Source organism: Mesorhizobium sp. BR1-1-6, from assembly GCF_020165355.1.
In the GTDB taxonomy this organism is placed as follows: Bacteria; Pseudomonadota; Alphaproteobacteria; order Rhizobiales; family Rhizobiaceae; genus Mesorhizobium.
Map to the genome: position 1 here is coordinate 202,975 of NZ_JAIUHZ010000004.1, position 20,884 is coordinate 223,858.

The following is a 20,884-nucleotide window of genomic DNA, read 5'->3' on the forward strand; positions in this document are numbered from 1 at the left end:
GCCTAGACTCACCGGGATTCGACGACAACTCGCTTGTAGGCGTCGACGGCTTTGCGCAGCGCTTCATTAGGTTCGGGCGGATTGAGAATGGCCTCTACCAGAGCGAGCTGATCCTCGATGGACAGGCGGATGATAGCGATCTCCTCAATGGTGCGTTGTGCAGCTTCCTGCGCTGCGGAGACCACGAAGTCGCTGACGCTGCGGCCCTGGATTTCGGCGGCACGTTTCACCACACTCAGCATATCCGGGGATATCCGAGCTTCGAGACGGGAGGTACGGGTCAGTTGGTTTGTCATTTCGATCACCTCTAGCACGGTATGTACGGGAATACATATCAAGTGCGACGGTCAGCGCGGCCGAATGGCTGAACTTCAAACGGATCCGGCGCGGGCTGTTGCGGCAACGTGCCTTCGGCCGCGCGTTTGCGATGATGGGCGAGCGAGCATTTCGGCGAGCACAATATACCGCGATCCGACCAATAGGCGGCGCCGTTTTCCAATTCACCGTGATAGTATGAGAACCCCGCCGCCCGGTAGGGCAGGCCGCACTCGATACAACGGTAGGCGTCAGGTCTGGCAAGCATGAGTTGGTTTCCAGTCGGCTGGTTCTGGTCTGTTGCCGGTCGATTTTGACCGGGCGTCCATCGCATTTAATACGAGCCGGCGCGATTGCAAAATCAGCGTGACAAAATTTGACGTTTACGTAAAAAGAAGATGGGCGATCGCCCAAAGGCGAATACGGTGTGTGGCAAGCAGGTCCCACTCAGGTCCTAGGATCAGCCTGGCCGATGCATCAGGAGGAGCGAGCGGCATGTATCTGGCACCGGTCGAGGACATCGCGTTCACCCTCAAGCATGTGGCCGGCCTGAAGCCTGCCCTCGATGACGGCACGTTCGGCGATCTCGGCGAGGATCTCGTCGACGCCGTTCTTAGCGAGGCCGGCCGCTTCGCCACCGAAGAGGTCGCGCCGCTCTACAAGATCGGCGACGAGCACGGCGCGGTGCTGAAGGACGCGGCAGTGACCATGCCGCCGGGCTGGAAGGAACTTTATCGCCGCTGGATCGACGGCGGCTGGAACGCGCTCTCCGGCCCGGAAGGATATGGCGGGCAGGCGCTTCCGACCATGCTCGGCGTCGCCGCGCTCGAAATGTGGAATTCCGCCGCCATGGCCTTCGGCATTGGCCCGACGCTGACCATGGGTGCGGTCGAGGCGCTCGACAAGCACGCTTCGGAAGAGCTCAAGGCCAAGTATCTCGCGAAGCTCGTCTCCGGCGAGTGGATGGGCACGATGAACCTGACTGAGCCGCAGGCCGGCTCGGACCTCGCTGCCTTGCGCACGCGCGCCGAACCGGCCCGCGACGGCACCTACCGCATCTTCGGCCAGAAGATATTCATCACCTATGGCGAGCATGATCTCACCGACAATATCGTCCATCTGGTACTGGCGCGGCTGCCTGACGCGCCTGCGGGCACGCGCGGCATTTCGCTCTTCCTGGTGCCGAAATTCCTGGTCGGCGCGGACGGCTCGCCTGGCGCACGCAACGACGTCTTCTGTTCGGGCCTCGAGCACAAGCTCGGCATCCATGCCTCGCCGACCTGCACCATGATCTATGGCGACGGTTTTCAGGGCGCCAAGCCCGGCGCCATCGGATGGCTGATCGGCGAGGAGAACAAGGGGCTGGCCTGCATGTTCACCATGATGAACAATGCCCGCCTCGCCGTCGGGATGCAGGGCGTGGCGGTCGCGGAAGCCGCGACCCAGAAGGCGATCGCCTATGCCAATGAGCGCCGCCAGGGCAAGGCGGCGGATTACGCCGGCGCCGGCATGGCGCCGATCGTCCATCACCCCGACGTGCAGCGCAATCTCCTGACCATGAAGGCGCTGACGCAGATCGCGCGGGCGATCAGCTATTCCTGTGCCCATGCCATCGACCTGGCGCGCGTATCGTCTGGTGACCAGGCGGCGCATTGGCGCGACCGGGCCAACCTGTTGACGCCGCTTGCCAAGGCTTTTTCCACCGATATCGGCGTCGAGGTCGCCTCGCTTGGCGTCCAGGTCCATGGCGGCATGGGTTTCATCGAGGAGACGGGGGCTGCGGCACTCTATCGCGACGCCCGCATCGCGCCGATTTACGAGGGCACCAACGGCATCCAGGCGATCGATCTGGTGACCCGAAAACTGCCGCTGGGCGGCGGCGAGCATGTGCACGGCTTCATCGCCGAGCTTGCCGCTGTCGCCAGCGCCGTGCGGACATCGAATCTCGAAGGGTTTGGCCATACGGCCGATGCTCTCGACCGCGGGCTCGACGATCTGACGCAAGCGACACGTTTCCTGCAAAAACTGTCGGCCGATGGCCGGACGGACGAGGCGCTTGCCGGCGCGACACCCTATCTCCGGCTGGTCTCGCTTGCAGCCGGCGGCGCCTACTTGGCGCGGGGCGCCGTTGCCGATCACGGCCGCGTCGCCCTTTGCCGCTTTTTCGCCGAAAACCTGCTCGGCGAGACAAGTGCCTTGAAGGAGCGCGTTGTCGACGGCGCCGCAAGCCTCGCCGCTGCCGGCAAGACATTGATTTCCGCCTGACGTTCACAAGGAAAGAACCGTGACAGACCATATCCTCGTCGAGCGCCAGGGCGCCATCCAGATCATCCGCATAAACCGCCCGGACAAGAAGAACGCGCTGACGCGCGCCATGTACGCCAAGATGTCGCAAACCTTGGCCGAAGGGGATGCGGATCCGGCAATTCGCGTCCATGTCTTTCTCGGCGTGCCCGGTGCCTTCTCCTCCGGCAACGACCTCGCCGATTTCATGGTCGTCGCCACTGGCGGCGAAGGCGGCACGGAAGTCTGGGATTTCCTGATGGCGCTGGCCAGGGTCGCAAAACCCATCGTCTCCGGTGTCGACGGCATCGCGGTCGGCATCGGCACCACGCTCAATTTGCACTGCGACCTGACCTTCGCCACGCCGCGCACCGTGTTCAGGACACCCTTCGTCGACCTCGGCCTTGTGCCCGAAGCGGGATCGAGCCTGCTGGCGCCGCGCATCCTGGGCCAGCAGGGCGCGTTCGCGCTGCTCGGCCTTGGCGAAGGCTTCTCGGCCGAACGCGCCAAGGCCGCTGGCCTGATCTACGAAGTTGTCGAGGAAGGAGCGCTGGAGGCGTCGGTTCTGGCGGCCGCCGGCCAGATCGCCGCCAAGCCGCCGCAGGCGCTCAGGATCGCGCGCGACCTGATGCGCGGCTCTCGCGAGGACCTCGTCGCCCGCATCAACGTGGAAAGCGAGCATTTTCGCGAGCGGCTGAGATCGGACGAAGCCCGCGCTGCACTGACGGCATTCATGACCAGAAAAAAATAGTTCGGCCCCCGCCTCCCTTAGATGGGGAGGTCGGCCCGCAGGGTCGGGTGGGGTGGAGCGCCGACCTATCCCGCGTGCCTCGGTCGCCACTGGCCAGCCCGGGCTAGGCGCAGTGAGGATGTCGGCGCTAGTTTACAAACTCAGGGATAAAGCCGCGTCTTCTCCCAACCGCCCCCGGCATTGCGCGAAAACACCACGCGGTCATGCAGCCGAAACGGCCTGTCGTGCCAGAACTCGATCGTCTTCGGCACGATGCGGAAACCCGACCAGTGTTTTGGGCGCGGAATCTCGCCGATGGCGTAGCGGGCCGTGTATTCGGCCACCGCCTTTTCCAGCGCGAACCGGCTTTCCAGCGGCCGCGACTGTTTCGAGGCCCAGGCGCCGATGCGGCTGCCGCGCGGCCGTGTCGCGTAATAGGCGTCGGCCTCGGCATCGCTGACGATCTCCACCGGCCCGCGCACGCGCACCTGGCGGCGCAGCGATTTCCAGTGGAAGCACATCGCCGCCTTCATGCTGCCTAGGATCTCCCGGCCCTTGGCGCTTTCGAAATTCGTGTAGAACACAAAGCCGCTCTCATCGAAGCCCTTGAGCAGCACCATCCGCACATCCGGCATGCCCTCGGCATCGACGGTTGCCAACGCCACGCCGTTGGGGTCGTTCATTTCGCTTTTGGTGGCGTCGTCCAGCCATGCGGCAAAAAGGCGAAACGGCTCGGCGGCCTCGGTAAAGTCACCGCTTGTTAACTCAGTCTCACTCATAGTTTTTCTCAAATTTTCATCAAACAGGGGAGGTTGCCGATTGTCGCGTATCGCGCAAGCTTTTGACAGCAGGCAAGGCAGCCTATTTGCTTCAGCCAGCGCCAAAGCCGCGATCGTGATGATTGCCTTGCCGCTTGCCGCATGTGGCGCGGGCGGCTTCAGCCTGCAAAAAGCCGAGGTCGATCGCTCGATCCTGACCGGCAGCATTTCGGCTCCAGCCGCGTCGGCCGATTCGGACCGCGATTCCGACCAGACGACGATCGGCAACGCGGTGTCCTCCGCCGACATCGAGCAGCTCGGCGGTCAAGCCGTGCCGTGGGCCAATGCCGGTACGGGTTCGCGCGGCTCCATCACCGAACTGGCGGAATTGAAGGACGGGGGTCAGACCTGCCGCCGCTTCAAGGCTTCGCGCGAAAGCTTTGACGGCGTTGCCATGTTCGCGGGCGAACTTTGCCTAGCCAGCGCCGGCGGCTGGCGCATGCAGGACTTCAGGGCGCTTTGAGCTTCCACCTTTGAATAACGTCCAGCACTGGAATTTCTTCCTATGCGAGCGCATATAAGAGGCGACTATGGACTCACTCTTTCTCCAGGGCAGGAAGCATGCGCGACCCCTATGAGGTGCTGGGCGTTGCAAAGAACGCATCGGCCAAGGACATAAAATCGGCGTACCGCAAACTCGCCAAGAAGCATCATCCGGACCAGAATCCGAATGATCCCAAGGCGAAGGACCGTTTTGCCGCGGCCAATCAGGCCTATGAGATCGTCGGGGACGAGAAGACCCGCGCCGCTTTCGATCGGGGCGAGATCGACGCCGACGGCAAGCCGCGTTTCCAGGGCTTCGAGGGCGCCCCCGGTGGCGGTGACCCCTTCGCCGGTTTTCGCCGCCAGCAGCAGGGAGCCGGCGGTTCGCGATTCGAGTTCCGCTCCGGACGCCCGGGCGGCGATCCGTTCGACGGCAACAGCGATATCTTCAGCCAGATTTTTGGCGACGTCTTCTCCGGCTCGCGCGGCCCCGGCCAAAGCGGGGCAGGAATGGGTGACCGCCGCCAGCCGGCAACCGCCGCCGACCTGAATGTCACGCTCGACATCACCATCGAGGAAGCGGCGAACGCTGAAAAGGTCACGGCGATGTTCCCTGACGGCCGCAAGGTGGCGGTCAAGCTGCCGGCCTATGTCGAGGACGGGCAGACCATCCGGCTGAAGGGGCAGGGCGAGCAAGGGCCGGGCCAGCCCGGCGACGCGTTGGTCAAGATCCGCTTCCGCCGGCATCCGCGCTACCGCCTGGAGGGCCGCGACCTGCATGCCGATTTGCCGGTGGGGCTGGCCGATGCCGTGCTTGGCGCCAAGGTGGCCGTAGAAACGCCGACCGGCAAGCTCGCGGTCAACGTTCCCGCCTGGTCGAGCTCGGACAAGGTCCTGCGCCTGAAGGGCAGGGGCCTGCCGGAAAAGGCCGGCGGCCACGGTGATCTCTACGCCCATGTGCGCATCATGCTGCCAGAAGGCGGCGACAGCGCGCTCGAAGGGCTGTTGCGCAGCCAAAAAGGCTGATTGGCGGCTCTTGTCCCCGAACTGTCCCGTTTGAGCGCTTGAAGGGGCTCTGTGCCTGTGCGATAGGGCTCTCCACAAATAAGAAATCTTGCGGAGAGCACGCATATGGCGGGTGGACAGGGCCTGATGGCCGGCAAACGCGGCCTGATCCTCGGCGTCGCCAACAACAGGTCGATCGCCTACGGCATCGCCAAGGCATGCGTCGACCACGGCGCCGAGATCGCGCTGACCTATCAGGGTGAAGCGTTCAAGAAGCGGGTCGAGCCACTGGCTGCGGAACTCGGCGCCTTTGTCGCCGGCCATTGCGATGTGACCGATCCGGCGAGCCTCGACGAGGTTTTCGCCAATGTCGCCAATCATTGGGGCAAGCTCGACTTCCTCGTCCATGCCATCGCTTTTTCCGACAAGGACGAACTGACCGGCCGCTATGTCGAGACGACGCGCGATAATTTCCTGCGCACGATGGACATTTCGGTCTATTCCTTCACCACCATCGCGAAGCGCGCCGAGGCGCTGATGACCGATGGCGGTTCGCTTTTGACGCTGACCTATTACGGCGCCGAAAAGGTGATGCCGCATTACAACGTCATGGGCGTCGCCAAGGCCGCACTCGAGGCCAGCGTGCGCTACCTCGCCGTCGATCTCGGGGCCAAGAAGATCCGCGTCAACGCGATCTCGGCGGGCCCGATCAAGACGCTGGCCGCTTCCGGCATCGGTGACTTCCGCTACATCCTGAAGTGGAACGAATACAATTCGCCGCTGAAGCAGACGGTCACCCAGGAAGAGGTCGGCGATTCCGGCGTCTATTTCCTGTCCGACCTGTCGCGCGGCGTCACCGGCGAAGTGCATCATGTCGATTCCGGCTATCACGTCGTCGGCATGAAGGCGGTTGACGCACCCGACATTTCGACGGTCAAGGATTAACTCCCTCCGCCTATCCTCCGCCCAGGCCCTGGCCCGACCTCCGGAAGACCTGATGTACCCGCTGGTTTATATCGTGCGCCACGGCCAGACCGCGTGGAATGCCGAATTCCGGCTTCAGGGGCAGGCCGATACCGACATCAACGCGCTCGGCCGCGAGCAGGCGAGCGCAAACGGGCATCGGCTGGCTGACCTGATCTCCAATCCCGCAGAGTTCGATTTCGTCGCCAGCCCGATGCGGCGCACGCGCGAGACCATGGAGCGCATTCGCGCCGCCATGAAGCTCGACCCGGCTGCCTATGGGACCGACCCCCGCCTTGTTGAAGTGAATTTCGGCGATTGGCAGGGTTTCACCTTTGCCGAGCTGGAGACGCAATTTCCGGGTGCGAGCAGGACGCGTGCGCTGGACAAATGGAACTTTCAGCCGCCGGGCAAAGATGCCGAGAGCTACCAGATGCTGCTCGAACGGGTAAAGCCGTGGTTCGACGCGCTCGAGCGCCAGACAGTCTGCGTGACGCATGGCGGCGTCATGCGCACCTTGTTTCGCTTCGTGCTTGACATGGCCGAGAACGATGCGGCGAAGCTGGCGATACCGCAGGACCGCGTGCTCAAGCTGGAAGGCGACAGCCTGGGGTGGCTGTAGGGACCCGGCACGATCCAGGAAGGCTCATGCTGGCTGCCGGTTGCGGGGTGCATAAAACGGCTGTAACGGCTCAACAAACGCCGAACAGCCGATTTGCATTGGAAGCCTAGTCGGAGTCGCTGTCAGGCAACTGCATATCGGTGACCACGTTTTCGCCATTGGTCACGTCATAGGCGATGACGATGTCCATGCCGGGCTTCAGCGCGTCGAGATCGGTTTCCGCGTTCAGCTTGTAGGATTTGCCGTCGTCCAGCGTCAGGGTCAGCGCGTCCTTGTCGATCTTCTTGATCAGGCCTTCGGTCTGCCCGGCGAAAGCGGCGGTGCAAAGCAGGAATGTGGCGGCAACAGCGCCAATCAGGGTACGCATCATCGTCCTCTTTGGTATTGCGCCGGCATGGGTAGCGGCGGATCCTCAACGGCGAATGGAGCAGAGCAGAAACCAATCGAATGTGTCAAAACTAAATCCGAAGATCACGGTTTGACCCCTGTGGAAAACGCCAATAGAAGGCAGGCTTCAGTCGGCTCCGATGCCGGGCAAGGCACTTTGCGATGTCTCACAACACGTTCGGCCATCTTTTCCGCGTCACCACCTGGGGCGAAAGCCATGGGGCCGCATTGGGCTGCGTGGTCGACGGCTGCCCACCCGGCATCCGCTTCACGCGTGACGAAATCCAGGCCGAACTCGACAAGCGCCGGCCCGGCCAGTCGCGCTTCGTCACGCAGCGCCGTGAGCCTGACGAAGTGAAGGTGCTGTCGGGCTTCATCCTTGACGATGACGGCGAGACGATGATCACGACAGGTACGCCGATCTCCATGCTGATCGAGAATGTCGACCAGCGCTCGAAGGACTATGGAGAGATCGCCCGCCAGTACAGGCCGGGCCATGCGGACTACACCTATGACGTCAAATACGGCGTGCGCGACTATCGCGGCGGCGGCCGATCCTCGGCGCGCGAGACCGCGGCTCGGGTCGCCGCCGGAGCCCTCGCCCGCAAGGTCGTGCCGGGCATGGTGGTGCGCGGTGCACTGGTATCGATGGGCGAGAAGTCGATCGACCGCGCCAACTGGAACTGGAATTTCATTGGCGACGCGGACAATCCGTTCTTCACGCCGGATCCGGCGTCCGTTCCCGTTTTCACGAGCTATCTCGACGGCATCCGCAAGGCGGGTTCCTCCGTCGGCGCCGTGATCGAGATCGTCGCCGACGGCGTTCCGGCCGGCCTCGGCGCGCCGATCTACGCAAAGCTCGACCAGGATATCGCGTCAGGCCTGATGTCGATCAACGCCGTCAAGGGCGTCGAGATCGGCAACGGCTTCGAGGCCGCCCGCATCACCGGCGAACAGAATGCCGACGAGATGCGCATCGGCAATGACGGCCAGCCGGTGTTCCTGTCCAACAATGCCGGCGGCATCCTTGGCGGCATCTCGACCGGCCAGGCGATCATCGCCCGCTTCGCCGTCAAGCCGACGTCTTCAATCCTGACGCCCCGGAAGTCGATCGACAAGGACGGCAACGACGTCGAAGTGATGACCAAGGGTCGCCATGATCCGTGTGTGGGCATTCGCGCCGTACCGATCGGCGAGGCGATGGTTGCCTGCGCAATCGCCGACCATTATCTGCGGCACCGAGGACAGACAGGCAAGGAAGGCAGTAGGGCAGTAAGGCAGTAGGGCAGTAGGGCAGTAGGGCAGTCTGTTAAGCTGCCCGCGAGACGAGCAATTTTTCCTTTCCCTTACTCCCTTACTCCCTTACTGCCCTATTCCCCTACTCCCTTGCGAGCGAAGCGAGCATTTCCATGTCTTACGACCAGAAGAAGATCGTCGAAGCAATCCGGGCCTTCGAGCGCGGCGAGATCGTCGTCGTCATGGATGATGACGGGCGCGAGAACGAGGGCGACCTGATCGTCGCCGCCGTCCATTGCACGCCGGAAAAGATGGCCTTCATCGTGCGCAACACTTCGGGCATCGTCTGCACGCCGATGCCGCGCGAGGAGGCCAAGCGCCTCAACCTTGCGCCGATGGTCGCCGACAATGATTCGGCGCACACCACCGCCTTCACGGTTAGCGTCGATTTCAAGCACGGCACCACGACTGGCATTTCAGCTGACGACCGCACGCTGACCGTGCGCAATCTCGCCAACGGCAATGTCGGCGCCTCCGATTTCGTCCGCCCCGGCCACATCTTCCCGCTCATCGCGCGCGAAGGCGGCGTGCTTATGCGTTCGGGCCATACCGAGGCGGCCGTCGATCTGTGCAAGCTCGCCGGCCTGCCGCCGATCGGCGTGATCTCGGAACTGGTCAATGATGACGGCACCGTCAAGCGCGGCCCGCAGGTCGAAGCTTTTGCCGAGGAGCACGGCCTCAAGCAGGTCTCGGTCGCCGACCTCATCGCCTATCGGCAACGCAAGGAAACACTGGTCGAACGCGTGGCATGCTCCGAGATCGACACGCTCGGCGGCAAGGCGCAGGTCTTCACCTACACGCTGCCCTGGGATTCCATGCATCATGTCGCCGTCGTCTTCGGCGACATCCGCGATGGGGAAGAGGTGCCTGTGCGTCTGCACTCCGAGGACGTGGTGACCGACGTCTTCGGCACCAGCCACCGGCTGGACGCCATCATGAAGGCGATGGGCGAGCGCAAGCGCGGCGTCATCGTCTATCTGCGCGAGGGCTCGGTCGGTGTCGCCCACCAGGAGCGCAACCGGCCGGCGAGCGGCGACCGGGAGGACCACGAAGAGGCGCGCCGCCGCGAGAATGAATGGCGCGAGATCGGGCTCGGTGCTCAGATCCTGAAGGATCTCGGCATTTCCTCGATCAATTTGATCGCCTCGCGCGAGCGCCACTATGTCGGCCTCGAAGGTTTTGGCATCCACATCGCCAAGACCGAGATTCTCTAGGTTCGACGGCGGCAATAGCGTCCGACCCGCTGAACCGGACGCGTCATGGTTCATTCCGCGGCAGCGACGGCCGCTTCACACCCATCCAACTCGCATTTGTGAGTGGCAAGACTGCGCTGGCCGAGCAGCACCGTGACCAGCGCGATGCCGCCCGCGACCACCGAGACCCAGAACCCGTTCTGGGCGCCGAACGCATCCACCACCGCGCCGGCGGCGAAAGAGCCCAGCGCCATGCCGATGCCGATCCCCGTTGTCACCCAGGTAATGCCCTCGGTCAGCATCGCTTCCGGCACATGCCGTTCGATCAGGCCGAATGCCGTGATGAAAGTCGGCGAGATCGCCACGCCGCTGATGAAGACGGTCAGCGCCAAAATCGGCACGCTGTCGGCGGTGAGCGGCAAAAGCGTGCTGACCGCGATGATGGCGACCGCCACGGCCAGTTGGCGCTGTAGCGGCGTCTTGAGGTTGAGCGCGCCGACCACGATGCCCAACACGAACGATCCCAGCGCATAGACGCCGATCACCAGGCTTGCGGCACCGGCTTGGCCGAACTCCTTGGTGATCGCCACGGTGCTCACTTCCGTCGTCGCGAAGGTCGCGCCGATGAAGATCAGGGTGAAGGTGATGATCTGTACCGGCCGCAGGCGGATTGCCGAGCCAGTCGAACCATGGTCCACCGGCCGCACTTTCGGCTCGGTCGATCGCTGCAGGATGAATGCTATCGAGCCCAAAGCGAGAAACAACGTGCTCGCCAGCATGCCTGCTTCCGGAAACAGCGCCGCACTGAGGCCCACCGACAGCGACGCGCCGGCGATATAGACCAGTTCGTCGGCCGCCGATTCGAAGGCGAAGGCGGTGTTCATCTCCGGCCGGCCGCGAAAAAGCTCGGTCCAGCGCGCGCGCACCATTGCCGGCATGCTGGGCATGGCCGCTGCCAGCAGCGCCGACACGAACATTGTCCATACCGGCCAATCCTGATTGGCCGACGCAATCAGCAGCAGGAATGCCAGCACGGAGATGATGGTGGTGGGCACGACGATCCATGTCTGGCCGAGGCGGTCGACCAGCCTGGAGATCTGCGGCGCCAGGAAAGCGTTGGCCAGCGCGAATGTCGCCGAGACGGCACCCGCCAGCCAGTATTCGCCACGCGTCTGCGACAGCATCGCCACGATGCCGATCGGCGCCATGGCGATCGGCAGGCGCGCCATGAAGCCTGCAGCGGCAAAGCCCTTGGCGCCAGGGGCTCGAAAGATCTCGGAATAGGGGTTCTGCATGGTCCGTTCCTCGACAAAAGGCGATTCGGAAATTACATACGATGCGTATGAATACTAAATAGATCATACGTCGCGTATGTCAATTGACATACGTGACGTATGTGGATAAGGCCAGAAGAGATGCACAAGCCCCGCAGGGAAATGATCGCCGAAACGCGCGCCAAATTGATTGCCGCGGCCCGGCATGCGTTCGGAACGATCGGTTATGCCGAGGCATCGATGGATGATTTCACCGCATCGGCCGGGCTGACGCGCGGTGCGCTCTATCATCATTTCGGGGACAAGAAGGGGCTTTTGCAGGCGGTTATCGCCGAGATAGACGCCGAGATGGCGGCACGGGTGAATGAGGTTGCAGCGAAAGCACCGACCCGCTGGCAAAGCTTCGTCGACGAATGCACGAGCTACATCGAAATGGCGCTGGAGCCGGAAATCCAGCGCATCATGTTTCGGGACGGTCCGGCCGTGCTGGGGGATCCCGCGCAATGGCCGAACGCCAATGCCTGCGTCGCGTCGATGACCGATCACCTGACGACGCTGCAGGGCGACGGGGTGGTTGTCCCGGGCGTAGACCCCGAGACCGCGGCACGGCTGATCAACGGGGCGAGCAGCCAGGCGGCGCAGCGGATCGCCAATTCGAACGACCCGGAAGCGACGTCGAAGACCGTGGTGGCGGCATTCAAGCAACTGCTCGAAGGATTGTTGAGGAAGGATGCCGGAGCCGCCTGACGACGGCAGGCCGCCGGCAGCGCGCTGCGCATGCCGTATCGGCAATCAAATCAAGGGTTTGTCAGACTTTTCGCATGTTGCCGCCTTGAGGCGTGCGATCGTTGATTTGAGCGGAACTTCGCCCTGTCCGCAAAACGTCTCGCTCATGATCAGCTCGGGCAGCGGCAGCCGCCGCCCCCAGCCATGTGTTTCGAGGTCCGGTTTCGGCGCGAACTCCGAGACACGGCCGACACAGAGATAGGCCACCGGCGTCACATGCCCGGGAATCGACAGAAGGTCTTTCAACGCCTGCGCCTCGATAATGCTGACCCAGCCGACGCCGACGCCTTCGGCGCGCGCCGCCAGCCAGAAATTCTGCACCGCGCAGACCGTGCTGTAGAGATCCATCTCGGGATTGTGCCAGCGTCCCAGCGGCGAACCCTGTGAGCGTCGGCGGTCGCAGGTGATACAGATGTTGAGCGCGCTTTCGCAGATGCCTTCCAGCTTGAGCTTGCGGTAGAGCGCCCGCCGCTCTTCCTCGATCGCCGGCAATTCCTGCTCGCGCGCCGCGAGGAACAGGTCGCGCACCTGTTCCCGTCGTTCGGTGCCACGAATGACGATGAAATTCCATGGCTGCATGAAGCCGACCGATGGCGCGTGATGGGCGGCAAGCAGCAGCCGCGCCAAGACCTCGTCGTCGACGGCCTCTGATGTAAAATGGCTGCGAACATCGCGCCGCGTGAACATGGCGCGGTAGACCGCATCGCGCGCCATCTGGTCGAATCCGTCACCCACGGGGATGGTCATATTGTCCGGCATCGCTTGTCCCCTTGCGATTGCAATCAACTGCCGTCCGCCTGACCATGCGGATGACGATGCCTGCCAGGCCGGTCTTCTGGCTCGGGATCAACCCGCATCCGGCGCCTTCCCGTCATCGACAGTGGCATTTACCGGCGCGGTCCCCCTTACAGCGTTGGGCACGCCACGGTATCAAACCGTGTTCCCGATTCTCCCGCTCGCGGCGGGCACCAGGCAGTGGCCGGGACTTTACGACGAAGCCCCTGCGCCGCCAATCCCCGCGGCGACGCGAATGGACGCAGGCGCGATTTTCCCCAGCCATCAGGCCGCAACGCATGGCCATCGCCGCGCCGGGGCACTAGATAGGGGGCATGGCCACTCGTCTCTACACCCATCCGATCTTCCTTGAGCACATCACGCCGCCCGGCCATCCGGAGCGGCCGGACCGCTTGCGCGCCATCGAGCGCGTGCTCGACGACGAGGCTTTTGCCGCGCTCGACCGCCTCGAGGCGCCGGAAGGCGACGAGGCCACCATTCTCTACGCGCATCCCGAGGATTTCGTCGAGCGGGTACGCGCCGCCATTCCCGAGACGGGCATCGCCCGCATCGATGCCGACACAACGGCCAGCCCGAAGAGCTGGCAGGCGGCGATCACCGCGATCGGCGCCGCCAACGCCGCCGTCGACGACGTCTTTGCCGGCAGGGCAGACAACGTTTTCGTCGCCGCCCGGCCGCCCGGCCATCATGCCGAGAAAGCGACCGCGATGGGCTTCTGCCTGTTCAACACGGCGGCCATCGCCGCACGTTATGCACAGCACAAACACGATATCGAACGTGTCGCCATCGTCGACTGGGACGTGCATCACGGCAACGGCACGCAGGATATTTTCTGGGACGATCCGTCCGTGCTTTATTGCTCGACGCACCAGATGCCGCTCTACCCGGGCACCGGAGCAAAGAACGAAACCGGCGCCGGCAACATCGTCAACGCGCCGCTTGCGCCGCAGACCGGCAGCGAGGCGTTCCGCGATGCCTTCCTGTCGCGCGTGCTGCCCTCGCTCGACAATTTTGCACCCAACCTGATCATCATTTCGGCCGGCTTCGATGCGCATCATCGCGACCCGCTGGCCGAGATCAACCTGACCGAGGATGATTTCGACTGGGCGACCGGCCAACTCATGCAGCGCGCGGCGCGCCACAGCGGCAACCGGCTCGTCAGCCTGCTCGAGGGCGGCTACGATCTGCAAGGATTGGCATTTTCGGTCGCCGCCCATGTCGGGCGACTGATGAAAGGATGAATGATGGCTGGTGAAACCAACGAAGACGTCAAGGCGATGAGCTTCGAACAGGCTCTCGACGCGCTGGAGAAGATCGTCGATGATCTGGAGCGTGGCGATGTGCCGCTCGACCAGTCGATCAGGATCTACGAGCGCGGCGAGGCGCTGAAGGTGCATTGCGACCGGCTGCTCAAGGCGGCCGAGGACAAGGTGGAGAAGATCAGGCTGTCCCGCGACGGCAAGCCGGTCGGGACGGAGCCGCTGGACGCGGATTGAGGCACGCAGCCGTCTCTCTGGTTTTTGACACGATCATGATTGAGGATAGAACGCGTCCCGATTGAAACGGCTCCAGGACAAGAGGAGATACGGAAGCGATGTGCAGAAACATCAAGACCCTGTTCAATTTTGATCCGCCGGCGACCAACGACGAGGTGCGCGATGCAGCCCTTCAATTCGTTCGCAAGCTGAGCGGAACGACGCGGCCTTCGAAGCAGAACCAGCACGCATTCGACCATGCCGTCGAGGCCATCGCGGCGTCGGCGCGCGAGCTTCTCGATTCGCTTGAAACCAACCAGCATCCGCGCAATCGCGAGGAGGTTGCGGCCAAGCTGCGGGCGAAGGCGGCGATCCGCTTTGCCTGATCTGGCCAAAGCAGCCATCGGCCGCTGACAAGGAGAGTTCATGAGCTTCTTTCCCGGGAAGGATCCTGAAGCCGGCGATGCCTTTGCCAGCGACCAGATCGAATTGATGGTCATTCCGAACGCCAAGGACATTGGCGGTTTTCAGGTTCGCCGCGCCTTGCCGACTGCCAAAAGGCGGCTGGTCGGTCCCTTCATCTTCTTCGACCGCATGGGCCCGGCCATCCTACGTGCCGGTCAGGCGCTCGACGTCCGGCCGCATCCTCATATCGGCCTGTCGACGGTCACCTACCTGTTCGACGGCAGGATCAGGCATCGCGATTCGCTCGGCACCGAGATGGTGATCGAGCCGGGTGACGTGAACCTGATGACCGCCGGCCGCGGCATCGTCCATTCGGAGCGCACGCCGGAAGAACTGCGCGGCGCGCCGATGTCGATCTCGGGGCTGCAGACATGGTTGGCGCTGCCGGACGGCAAGGAGGAAGTGGCGCCGGTTTTCGAAAACACCGCTGTCGCGCGGCTTCCCGACATCGACGCGGAAGGCGTCAGCGGCCGCATCGTTATAGGCGATTTCCAGGGGCTGCGTTCCCCGGTGCGAGCCGATTCCGAGACGCTCTACGCCGACCTCAAGCTGGCGCCCGGCGCCAGCGTGAAAATCCCTGCTGACGCGGAAGAACGCGCCATCTATACGCTGGAAGGCGAGGTCTCGATTTCCGGCGACGTGTTTCCGGCGGAACGGCTTCTGGTGTTCCGGCCCGGCGACGAGATCGTCGTATCCTCACAGGCTGGTGCCCATTTCATGCTTTTCGGCGGTGCCTCGCTGGGCTCGAAGCGCTACATCTGGTGGAATTTTGTCTCGTCCTCCAAGGAGCGCATCGAACAGGCCAAGCAAGAATGGAAGACCGGCCGCTTCGACATCGTTCCCGGCGATGAGGAAGAGTTCATTCCACTGCCGGAAGGCTGAGGAAGTCGACGACGGGGCGTGCCTTTCGCGTCATTTGGCAGGCATTTACTTTCGCCTGCCGGCGGCCTATCCCGCGCATGAACAGAAGCTTGGGCCTACCCGTGAACGCAACGCCGCATACGCCGCTTCTCGACAAGGTCCGCATCCCGGCCGAGCTGCGCACGCTTTCCGAAAGCGAATTGCCGCAATTGGCATCAGAGCTCCGCCTCGAACTGATCGACGCGGTGTCGCGCACCGGCGGTCATCTCGGCGCCGGGCTTGGCGTGGTCGAACTGACCGTGGCGCTGCACTATGTCTTCAATACCCCCGATGACCGGCTGATCTGGGATGTTGGCCACCAGGCCTATCCGCACAAGATCCTGACCGGGCGCCGCGATCGCATCCGCACCCTGCGCCAGGAGGGCGGCCTCTCCGGCTTCACCCGCCGCACCGAGAGCGAATACGATCCGTTTGGCGCCGCCCACTCCTCGACGTCGATATCGGCCGGCCTCGGCATGGCGGCGGCCCGCGATCTTGCCGGCGGCCGCAACAATGTCATCGCTGTCATCGGCGACGGTGCCATGTCGGCCGGCATGGCCTACGAGGCGATGAACAATGCCGGCGCGCTCGATGCCCGCCTGATCGTCATCCTCAACGACAACGACATGTCGATCGCCCCGCCGACCGGCGCCATGAGCGCCTATCTGGCGCGCCTGGCCTCTGGCAAGGCCTATGTCGGCCTGCGCGACTTCGGCAAGAAACTGACCTCGTATCTTGGCAAGCGTGCCGACCGTGCCATCACCAGGGCGGTCGAGCATGCGCGCGGCTACGTCACCGGCGGCACGCTGTTCGAGGAGCTCGGCTTCTACCATATCGGTCCGATCGACGGCCACAATCTGGACCATCTGATCCCGGTGCTGAAAAATGTCCGTGACAATGGCAAGGGCCCCGTGCTGATCCATGTCGTCACCCAGAAGGGCAAGGGCTACGCGCCGGCCGAGGCCGCGGCCGACAAATATCACGGCGTCAACAAGTTCGACGTCATCACCGGCGCTCAGGCCAAGGCCCCGGCCAACGCGCCGGCCTATACCAAGGTGTTCGCCGAAAGCCTGATCCGGGAGGCCCAGGAGGACGAGCGCATCGTCGCCGTCACCCCCGCCATGCCGGGCGGCACCGGGCTTGATCTGTTCGGCGAAGTGTTTCCGGCCAGGACCTTCGACGTCGGCATCGCCGAACAGCATGCGGTGACGTTCGCGGCCGGCCTCGCGACCGAAGGCTACAAGCCGTTCGCGGCGATCTATTCGACCTTCTTGCAACGTGCCTACGATCAGGTCGTGCACGACGTGGCGATCCAGAAATTGCCGGTGCGCTTCCCCATCGATCGCGCCGGCTTCGTCGGAGCCGACGGCGCCACCCATTGCGGCGCCTTCGACACCACCTTCCTGGCCTCCCTGCCGGGCTTCGTCGTCATGGCGGCGGCCGACGAGGCGGAACTGCGCCACATGGTGCGCACCGCGGCAACCTACGATGACGGCCCGATCGCCTTCCGCTATCCGCGCGGCAATGGCGTCGGCGTCGACATGCCCGATCGCGGCTCGGTGCTCGAAATCGGCAAGGGCCGCATCATCAGGGAAGGCGGCAAGGTGGCACTCCTCTCCTTCGGCACGCGCTTGCAGGATTGCCTGATCGCGGCCGAGGAACTGGGCGCGTCCGGGCTTTCGACCACCGTCGCCGATGCGCGCTTCGCGAAGCCGCTCGACGAGGATCTGATCCGGCGGCTGGCCCGCTCGCACGAGGTTCTGGTCACGGTGGAGGAGGGCGCCATCGGCGGCTTCGCCAGTCACGTTTTGCAGTTCCTCGCCCATGAGGGCCTGCTGGAAAGCGGCCTGAAAGTGCGCCCGCTTGTGCTGCCGGACATGTTTGCCGACCACGCCAAGCCGGAAAAGATGTATGCCGATGCCGGTCTCGATGCCGCCGGCATCGTCCATACGGTTTTCACCGCCCTCGGGCAGGCGGCCCACGCCCAGCGCGCCTGACTCGACACATCAAGCGTTTTGAATCGGTTTGCCGGCTCGATGTCGTAACGCATTGTTGACATTGCTGTTTGGCGTTTTGCTTACCGTGTCTCTTGCCCGTTTTTCAACGGCACGCTGCTAGGTTCTGGCCAGGCAGGGAGACAACAAAAGTGAAGACGCTTCTATGCGGTATGGCGATCCTGACCGCCATCGCAGCGCCGGCCATCGCCGGAACGCGCTACGACCGCAATCTCGAGAAGGCGGCCGCGGATATAGTCGCCAGCAGGATGGGGCATATCAGGGGCGGCTTCTCCTACAAGCAGCTGCCGCAGCTTATTGTCCCGCCGGACGCCGCATCGGCATCCGCCGCGCCAGTCGAGCGCCCGCGCAGGGAAGTTGCCCGCGATCGGGATGACGGCCTGTCTCCCGCCGTCGAACGGCAGGCTCCCCGCACCATCTTCTGATCTCGCCCAAATCAAACCACCCAAATCAAAACCACATGTCGCGCACGCAGCGGCCATCGCGCGGCAGATCGTCGTAGGTCTCGAGACCGTCGAAATGGTCGATCGGCAGGTCGGCCACGGCTTCCGGCGGCGCAAGCCTTACATTGACGGCGATCCGCGTGCGGCCGGACTCGGCTGGGCGCAAACCGCGCCAGGCAAGCACGCACGCACATGTCGGGCAGAACAGGATCTCGAGCATGGGTTCGGCCTTGCCGGCACGTTTATAGCTTTTTATCGGCCCCACGACGCGGATACGTTCATCGACAAAGTCGTAGGCCCAGAGCGTGCCGTAACGTCGGCACAGCGTGCAGTTGCAAGCGGTGATCGGCCCGGGATCGCCCTTCAAGGTCCAGTGGGCCGCACCGCAATGGCAGGTTCCCGTAAGCATCCGTCCTCCTTCGCCTTCGGCAGCAAAACGGCGTTTCTTCCTTATCATCGTGGCCGACCTGATGCGATATGCGACTGGCCGCGAGCGGCTCTCTGCGGTCGCTGCCCTGCGGCGATGTTGCTTCTCCTGCTCCAATCTCCTTGCCTTCGCCGCCGGCTTTCGCCAAGGAAGACCGATGAATTTTCCCCGGCCAGCCAGCACGCGCCAGCGGCTCGACGATCTGCTCGTAGCGCGTGGGCTGTTTTCCAGCCGCTCGCGTGCACGTGACGCGATCGAACGTGGTACGGTAACTGTTGATGGCGTCATTGGCCGCAAGCCGGGTCAGGCCGTGCAACCGGAATGCGTCATCGCCGTTGATGACCCGGCCCAAGGCTATGTCTCACGCGCGGCGCTGAAGCTGATCGCCGGGCTCGACCATTTCGGCCTCGATCCGGCCGGCTGTGAGGCGCTCGACATCGGCGCCTCGACCGGCGGATTCACCCAGGTCCTGCTCGAACGCGGCGCGACCCATGTCACGGCGATCGATGTCGGTCACGGACAGATGCATGCTGATATCGGCAAGGACGCGCGCGTGACGGTCATCGAGGGGCTGAACGCCCGCGATCTCTCAACCGCCGATCTTGGCGGCCGGAGTCCGGACTTCATAGTCTCCGACGTCAGTTTCATTTCACTGAAACTGGCCCTGCCGCCTGCGCTTGCCATCGCCAAGCCGGGTGCCGCAGCGATGTTTCTGGTCAAGCCGCAGTTCGAGGCGGGTCGCGAGGCGATCGGCAAGGGCGGCCTGCTGAAAGACCCCTATCATGCCGCCCGTGTCGCCGGCTTGCTGCAGGATTGGCTGGATGCCGTGCCCGGCTGGCGCTCGCTCGGCTTGCATCTGTCGCCAATCGAGGGCGGTGACGGCAATCGCGAATTCCTGCTTGGTGGGGTCAAGGACCGATGAGCGCACGCTTCACCATCAAAAAGCTTGGCGCCCAGGGGGATGGTATCGCCGACACCGAAAGCGGCGATCTGTTCATTCCTTTCACGCTGCCAGGCGAGGTCGTCACCGCGGCGCGTGAAAGGGATCGCGCCACGCTGATGGCGCTGATCGAGGCCTCGCCCCTGCGCATCGAACCCGCCTGCCGACATTTCGGCGAGTGCGGCGGCTGCGCCCTCCAGCATTTGGAGGCGCAAGCCTATCAGCAGTGGAAGCGCGAGAAGGTCGTGCATGCGCTGAGAGGCATCGATTGCGAAATAGGCGGTCTGGTCGCCTGCGCGCCGCACACGCGCCGCCGCGTCGTGCTCGCCGCCAGGCGCACCGAAACAGGCATGCTGCTCGGCTTCAATCGCCATCTGTCGCCGGAAATCATTTCCATCTCCGAATGCCCGATCTCGCTGCCTGGGATCGTCAACGCGCTCGACAGCTTGAGGACACTCGCCGAATTGATCTGCGCCACCCCGAAATCGTTTCGCATGGCGGTCACAGTGACGGGTTCCGGCCTCGACGTGGCGGTGCATGAATCGGGCAAGCTCGGCGAAAACCAGCGCCGCATCGCCACCAATTTTGTCATTGCGCAGGGCTTTGCCAGACTGTCCATCGATGACGAGATCATCATCGAGCCGAAGAAGCCTGTCGTCATGTTCGGCAGCGTTACCGTCGCGGTGCCGCCGGGCGCCTTCCTGCAGGCGACGGAGGCAGCCGAACGGACCATGGCCGATATCGTCGGCGGACATCTGAAACGTGCCAAAAAAATTGCCGATCTCTTCGCCGGCTGCGGCAGCTTCGCCCTGCGGTTGGCCGCGAGATCGGAAGTGCATGCGGTGGAGGGCGATGCGGCCGCACTTTCGGCGCTCGATCGGGGTTCACGCTTCGCCACCGGCCTGAAACGCGTGACCGGCGAGCGCCGAGACCTGTTCCGCCGTCCGCTGACGTTCAAGGAGTTAAACGCCTTTGATGGCGTTGTCTTCGATCCGCCCCGCGCGGGCGCGGAGGATCAGTCGAAGCAGATCGCCCGCTCGGATGTTCCATTCGTTGCCGCGGTCTCCTGCAACCCGGTGACGCTCGCGCGGGATTTGCGCATCCTCATCGACGGCGGCTACGCGGTGAAAAGCGTGACGCCGATCGATCAGTTTCTGTGGTCGCCCCATGTCGAGGCTGTTGCCTTGCTGGAGAAGCCGCGGAAAAGACGCTAGGCGCTTAGCCCTGCTCAGCGAGACCGGCAGCGTCATGCAGTCTGCCCCGAAATCT

The 20,884-nt window shown here is 63.7% G+C and carries 24 protein-coding genes and 1 riboswitch; of the genes, 17 read left to right on the forward strand and 7 right to left on the reverse strand.

Annotation, left to right across the window (positions count from 1 at the left end):
- Nucleotides 1–8: 8 nt before the first annotated feature.
- Both LB545_RS10960 and LB545_RS10965 read right to left on the reverse strand, forming a co-directional pair.
- Complete coding sequence (locus tag LB545_RS10960) at nucleotides 9–296, reverse strand: DUF1778 domain-containing protein (RefSeq protein WP_224705016.1); 288 nt, start codon at nucleotides 294–296, stop codon at nucleotides 9–11.
- Between the two features lie 38 nt (nucleotides 297–334).
- Nucleotides 335–583 (reverse strand): hypothetical protein, encoded by a 249-nt coding sequence (locus tag LB545_RS10965; RefSeq protein ID WP_140498033.1) that lies wholly within the window; start codon nucleotides 581–583, stop codon nucleotides 335–337.
- A gap of 227 nt (nucleotides 584–810) precedes the next feature.
- Here LB545_RS10965 and LB545_RS10970 point away from each other — a divergent pair, with 227 nt between their 5' ends.
- Together LB545_RS10970 and LB545_RS10975 are read left to right on the forward strand one after the other, a co-directional pair.
- Nucleotides 811–2,580, forward strand: coding sequence for an acyl-CoA dehydrogenase (locus LB545_RS10970; RefSeq protein WP_140649073.1), 1,770 nt, complete (start codon nucleotides 811–813; stop codon nucleotides 2,578–2,580).
- A gap of 19 nt (nucleotides 2,581–2,599) precedes the next feature.
- Nucleotides 2,600–3,349 (forward strand): crotonase/enoyl-CoA hydratase family protein, encoded by a 750-nt coding sequence (locus tag LB545_RS10975; protein ID WP_140649075.1) that lies wholly within the window; start codon nucleotides 2,600–2,602, stop codon nucleotides 3,347–3,349.
- Between the two features lie 140 nt (nucleotides 3,350–3,489).
- Here LB545_RS10975 and pdxH read toward each other — a convergent pair whose 3' ends face one another.
- Entirely contained in the window at nucleotides 3,490–4,107 is a 618-nt protein-coding gene (pdxH, locus tag LB545_RS10980) for a pyridoxamine 5'-phosphate oxidase (RefSeq protein ID WP_140498039.1), read from the reverse strand.
- Between the two features lie 40 nt (nucleotides 4,108–4,147).
- On the opposite strand from pdxH, the gene LB545_RS10985 reads away from it, so the two are divergent.
- The 4 genes from LB545_RS10985 (at nucleotide 4,148) to LB545_RS11000 (ending at nucleotide 7,219) form a co-directional block, all read left to right on the forward strand.
- Entirely contained in the window at nucleotides 4,148–4,609 is a 462-nt protein-coding gene (locus LB545_RS10985; protein WP_140498041.1) for an RT0821/Lpp0805 family surface protein, read from the forward strand.
- A gap of 98 nt (nucleotides 4,610–4,707) precedes the next feature.
- Nucleotides 4,708–5,655 (forward strand): DnaJ C-terminal domain-containing protein, encoded by a 948-nt coding sequence (locus LB545_RS10990; protein WP_140580765.1) that lies wholly within the window; start codon nucleotides 4,708–4,710, stop codon nucleotides 5,653–5,655.
- Between the two features lie 105 nt (nucleotides 5,656–5,760).
- Complete coding sequence (gene fabI, locus LB545_RS10995; RefSeq protein WP_140498045.1) at nucleotides 5,761–6,579, forward strand: enoyl-ACP reductase FabI; 819 nt, start codon at nucleotides 5,761–5,763, stop codon at nucleotides 6,577–6,579.
- Between the two features lie 52 nt (nucleotides 6,580–6,631).
- On the forward strand, nucleotides 6,632–7,219 hold the full coding sequence (locus tag LB545_RS11000) for a histidine phosphatase family protein (RefSeq protein WP_140559375.1): 588 nt from the start codon (nucleotides 6,632–6,634) through the stop codon (nucleotides 7,217–7,219).
- Between the two features lie 106 nt (nucleotides 7,220–7,325).
- Here the strand turns inward: LB545_RS11000 and LB545_RS11005 are convergent, their stop codons facing one another.
- Nucleotides 7,326–7,586, reverse strand: coding sequence for a DUF1344 domain-containing protein (locus LB545_RS11005; protein WP_140498049.1), 261 nt, complete (start codon nucleotides 7,584–7,586; stop codon nucleotides 7,326–7,328).
- Nucleotides 7,587–7,768: 182 nt separating this feature from the next.
- On the opposite strand from LB545_RS11005, the gene aroC reads away from it, so the two are divergent.
- Together aroC and ribB are read left to right on the forward strand one after the other, a co-directional pair.
- Entirely contained in the window at nucleotides 7,769–8,890 is a 1,122-nt protein-coding gene (aroC, locus tag LB545_RS11010) for a chorismate synthase (protein ID WP_224705018.1), read from the forward strand.
- Between the two features lie 125 nt (nucleotides 8,891–9,015).
- A complete protein-coding gene (ribB, locus tag LB545_RS11015) occupies nucleotides 9,016–10,116 on the forward strand; it encodes a 3,4-dihydroxy-2-butanone-4-phosphate synthase (RefSeq protein WP_224705020.1) in 1,101 nt (366 codons plus the stop codon).
- A 50-nt stretch (nucleotides 10,117–10,166) separates the two neighbouring features.
- Here the strand turns inward: ribB and LB545_RS11020 are convergent, their stop codons facing one another.
- On the reverse strand, nucleotides 10,167–11,390 hold the full coding sequence (locus LB545_RS11020; protein WP_224705022.1) for an MFS transporter: 1,224 nt from the start codon (nucleotides 11,388–11,390) through the stop codon (nucleotides 10,167–10,169).
- Between the two features lie 120 nt (nucleotides 11,391–11,510).
- Between LB545_RS11020 and LB545_RS11025 the strand changes: the two genes are divergently transcribed.
- Nucleotides 11,511–12,116, forward strand: coding sequence for a TetR/AcrR family transcriptional regulator (locus tag LB545_RS11025; RefSeq protein ID WP_140498058.1), 606 nt, complete (start codon nucleotides 11,511–11,513; stop codon nucleotides 12,114–12,116).
- A 45-nt stretch (nucleotides 12,117–12,161) separates the two neighbouring features.
- Here the strand turns inward: LB545_RS11025 and bluB are convergent, their stop codons facing one another.
- Entirely contained in the window at nucleotides 12,162–12,914 is a 753-nt protein-coding gene (gene bluB / locus LB545_RS11030; protein ID WP_140564264.1) for a 5,6-dimethylbenzimidazole synthase, read from the reverse strand.
- 48 nt (nucleotides 12,915–12,962) lie between these two features.
- A riboswitch (cobalamin riboswitch) is annotated at nucleotides 12,963–13,143 on the reverse strand.
- Nucleotides 13,144–13,264: 121 nt separating this feature from the next.
- Here bluB and LB545_RS11035 point away from each other — a divergent pair.
- From LB545_RS11035 to LB545_RS11060, 6 genes are all read left to right on the forward strand, one after another.
- The gene (locus LB545_RS11035) at nucleotides 13,265–14,191 is read left to right on the forward strand and encodes a histone deacetylase family protein (RefSeq protein ID WP_140520810.1); all 927 of its coding nucleotides are present in this window, start codon (nucleotides 13,265–13,267) and stop codon (nucleotides 14,189–14,191) included.
- Nucleotides 14,192–14,194: 3 nt separating this feature from the next.
- A complete protein-coding gene (locus LB545_RS11040; RefSeq protein ID WP_140498064.1) occupies nucleotides 14,195–14,446 on the forward strand; it encodes an exodeoxyribonuclease VII small subunit in 252 nt (83 codons plus the stop codon).
- A gap of 98 nt (nucleotides 14,447–14,544) precedes the next feature.
- Entirely contained in the window at nucleotides 14,545–14,811 is a 267-nt protein-coding gene (locus LB545_RS11045) for a DUF2277 domain-containing protein (protein WP_010914875.1), read from the forward strand.
- 40 nt (nucleotides 14,812–14,851) lie between these two features.
- Nucleotides 14,852–15,772, forward strand: coding sequence for a pirin family protein (locus LB545_RS11050; RefSeq protein ID WP_224705023.1), 921 nt, complete (start codon nucleotides 14,852–14,854; stop codon nucleotides 15,770–15,772).
- 77 nt (nucleotides 15,773–15,849) lie between these two features.
- Complete coding sequence (gene dxs, locus LB545_RS11055) at nucleotides 15,850–17,787, forward strand: 1-deoxy-D-xylulose-5-phosphate synthase (protein ID WP_224705024.1); 1,938 nt, start codon at nucleotides 15,850–15,852, stop codon at nucleotides 17,785–17,787.
- A gap of 149 nt (nucleotides 17,788–17,936) precedes the next feature.
- Nucleotides 17,937–18,230 (forward strand): hypothetical protein, encoded by a 294-nt coding sequence (locus LB545_RS11060; protein ID WP_140514815.1) that lies wholly within the window; start codon nucleotides 17,937–17,939, stop codon nucleotides 18,228–18,230.
- 25 nt (nucleotides 18,231–18,255) lie between these two features.
- On the opposite strand, the gene LB545_RS11065 is transcribed toward LB545_RS11060, so the two are convergent.
- The gene (locus tag LB545_RS11065) at nucleotides 18,256–18,657 is read right to left on the reverse strand and encodes a GFA family protein (RefSeq protein ID WP_140655750.1); all 402 of its coding nucleotides are present in this window, start codon (nucleotides 18,655–18,657) and stop codon (nucleotides 18,256–18,258) included.
- Between the two features lie 175 nt (nucleotides 18,658–18,832).
- On the opposite strand from LB545_RS11065, the gene LB545_RS11070 reads away from it, so the two are divergent.
- On the forward strand, nucleotides 18,833–19,597 hold the full coding sequence (locus LB545_RS11070) for a TlyA family RNA methyltransferase (protein WP_140514818.1): 765 nt from the start codon (nucleotides 18,833–18,835) through the stop codon (nucleotides 19,595–19,597).
- The gene (locus tag LB545_RS11075; RefSeq protein ID WP_140685271.1) at nucleotides 19,594–20,829 is read left to right on the forward strand and encodes a class I SAM-dependent RNA methyltransferase; all 1,236 of its coding nucleotides are present in this window, start codon (nucleotides 19,594–19,596) and stop codon (nucleotides 20,827–20,829) included. The genes LB545_RS11070 and LB545_RS11075 overlap by 4 nt, the downstream gene beginning before the upstream one ends.
- Nucleotides 20,830–20,884: the final 55 nt, after the last annotated feature.

Excerpts from the sequence above, each read along its gene's own strand:
- LB545_RS10960 (WP_224705016.1), bottom strand. The coding sequence starts at position 296 with ATGACAAACCAACTGACCCGTACCTCCCGTCTCGAAGCTCGGATATCC.
- pdxH (WP_140498039.1), bottom strand. The coding sequence starts at position 4,107 with ATGAGTGAGACTGAGTTAACAAGCGGTGACTTTACCGAGGCCGCCGAG.
- dxs (WP_224705024.1), top strand. The coding sequence starts at position 15,850 with ATGAACAGAAGCTTGGGCCTACCCGTGAACGCAACGCCGCATACGCCG.
- LB545_RS11040 (WP_140498064.1), top strand. The coding sequence starts at position 14,195 with ATGGCTGGTGAAACCAACGAAGACGTCAAGGCGATGAGCTTCGAACAG.
- LB545_RS11050 (WP_224705023.1), top strand. The coding sequence starts at position 14,852 with ATGAGCTTCTTTCCCGGGAAGGATCCTGAAGCCGGCGATGCCTTTGCC.
- LB545_RS11020 (WP_224705022.1), bottom strand. The coding sequence starts at position 11,390 with ATGCAGAACCCCTATTCCGAGATCTTTCGAGCCCCTGGCGCCAAGGGC.
- LB545_RS11035 (WP_140520810.1), top strand. The coding sequence starts at position 13,265 with ATGGCCACTCGTCTCTACACCCATCCGATCTTCCTTGAGCACATCACG.
- LB545_RS11005 (WP_140498049.1), bottom strand. The coding sequence starts at position 7,586 with ATGCGTACCCTGATTGGCGCTGTTGCCGCCACATTCCTGCTTTGCACC.
- ribB (WP_224705020.1), top strand. The coding sequence starts at position 9,016 with ATGTCTTACGACCAGAAGAAGATCGTCGAAGCAATCCGGGCCTTCGAG.
- LB545_RS11000 (WP_140559375.1), top strand. The coding sequence starts at position 6,632 with ATGTACCCGCTGGTTTATATCGTGCGCCACGGCCAGACCGCGTGGAAT.
- LB545_RS11025 (WP_140498058.1), top strand. The coding sequence starts at position 11,511 with ATGCACAAGCCCCGCAGGGAAATGATCGCCGAAACGCGCGCCAAATTG.
- LB545_RS11075 (WP_140685271.1), top strand. The coding sequence starts at position 19,594 with ATGAGCGCACGCTTCACCATCAAAAAGCTTGGCGCCCAGGGGGATGGT.
- aroC (WP_224705018.1), top strand. The coding sequence starts at position 7,769 with ATGTCTCACAACACGTTCGGCCATCTTTTCCGCGTCACCACCTGGGGC.
- LB545_RS11045 (WP_010914875.1), top strand. The coding sequence starts at position 14,545 with ATGTGCAGAAACATCAAGACCCTGTTCAATTTTGATCCGCCGGCGACC.
- LB545_RS10990 (WP_140580765.1), top strand. The coding sequence starts at position 4,708 with ATGCGCGACCCCTATGAGGTGCTGGGCGTTGCAAAGAACGCATCGGCC.
- bluB (WP_140564264.1), bottom strand. The coding sequence starts at position 12,914 with ATGCCGGACAATATGACCATCCCCGTGGGTGACGGATTCGACCAGATG.
- LB545_RS10970 (WP_140649073.1), top strand. The coding sequence starts at position 811 with ATGTATCTGGCACCGGTCGAGGACATCGCGTTCACCCTCAAGCATGTG.
- LB545_RS11070 (WP_140514818.1), top strand. The coding sequence starts at position 18,833 with ATGAATTTTCCCCGGCCAGCCAGCACGCGCCAGCGGCTCGACGATCTG.
- LB545_RS10965 (WP_140498033.1), bottom strand. The coding sequence starts at position 583 with ATGCTTGCCAGACCTGACGCCTACCGTTGTATCGAGTGCGGCCTGCCC.
- LB545_RS11065 (WP_140655750.1), bottom strand. The coding sequence starts at position 18,657 with ATGCTTACGGGAACCTGCCATTGCGGTGCGGCCCACTGGACCTTGAAG.
- fabI (WP_140498045.1), top strand. The coding sequence starts at position 5,761 with ATGGCGGGTGGACAGGGCCTGATGGCCGGCAAACGCGGCCTGATCCTC.